The organism is Novipirellula aureliae, from assembly GCF_007860185.1.
GTDB lineage: Bacteria > Planctomycetota > Planctomycetia > Pirellulales > Pirellulaceae > Novipirellula_A > Novipirellula_A aureliae.
Window position 1 is genome coordinate 1 of sequence record NZ_SJPY01000006.1, and the last position, 744, is coordinate 744.

Below are 744 nucleotides of genomic sequence, written 5' to 3' on the forward strand. Positions count from 1 at the left end.
GCTTGTTGCAAAAGTTCCTTGACGTGAGCCAGGATCAAGACGCGGCCTTGCCAGAGATTGACCGCGTCGTCACAGATCGTCGCGATCGTAGGCGTTTTGCCGCCGGCGGTCGGAATGACAACGACCGGGTTGGTGTCGAAGCGACGCAGGTGCAAGTAGACCGCATTGACGGCGGCGCGTTGGTAAGGTCTTAGTTGCATGGTATAATGACGCCTCCACTAACACAGGAGAATATAGTGAGCCAAATGGAACTTCCGTCCGAAATTTTGAACATGTCGGCTGTCGATCGTCTGCAACTAATCGGCAGGATCTGGGACAGCATCAACGACGACGGTCCACCCCCGATTAGCGATAGCCAGAGAGAGATTCTCGATAAACGCTTGGCGGCATTTGAGGCCGATCCGAACAAAGGTGAGTCTTGGGACCAAGTTCGCTCCGAGCTTTTTGGTGACGAATGACCCTGCGTTTGGTAATTGAGCCCAGTGCGAAGGCCGATATCATTGTGGCAAGAGATTGGTACGAAGCCCAGCGTCCGGGCTTGGAGCGTGAGTTTCGGGACGAACTGGCGGCAGTGTTTCGGCGGATCGAATCGAATCCGCTTGGTATTGCGATCGTTCATCGCGACGTTCGGCAAATCGGTTTGAAACGATTCCCTTACGTTGTCAGTTTTATTGTTCGCGACGATTCGCTCTTCGTGATCGCAATCCTTCACGGACGACGGGATGAGACGACATGGCAAGACCG

Annotated in this window: 3 protein-coding genes; 2 read left to right on the top strand and 1 reads right to left on the bottom strand. The window is 54.2% G+C overall.

The features are described 5' to 3' along the window. The coding region (locus Q31b_RS17695; protein ID WP_197171747.1) for a DEAD/DEAH box helicase family protein at positions 1-200 on the bottom strand (200 nt) is incomplete at its 3' end. A 45-nt stretch (positions 201-245) separates the two neighbouring features. Between Q31b_RS17695 and Q31b_RS17700 the strand changes: the two genes are divergently transcribed. Both Q31b_RS17700 and Q31b_RS17705 read left to right on the top strand, forming a co-directional pair. Further along, positions 246-458 carry an addiction module protein gene (locus Q31b_RS17700; RefSeq protein WP_231617714.1) on the top strand — a complete coding sequence of 71 codons (213 nt, stop codon included), beginning with the start codon at positions 246-248 and terminating at the stop codon, positions 456-458. After that, on the top strand, positions 455-744 hold a 290-nt coding region (locus Q31b_RS17705), incomplete at its 3' end, for a type II toxin-antitoxin system RelE/ParE family toxin (RefSeq protein ID WP_146601407.1). The genes Q31b_RS17700 and Q31b_RS17705, both read left to right, overlap by 4 nt.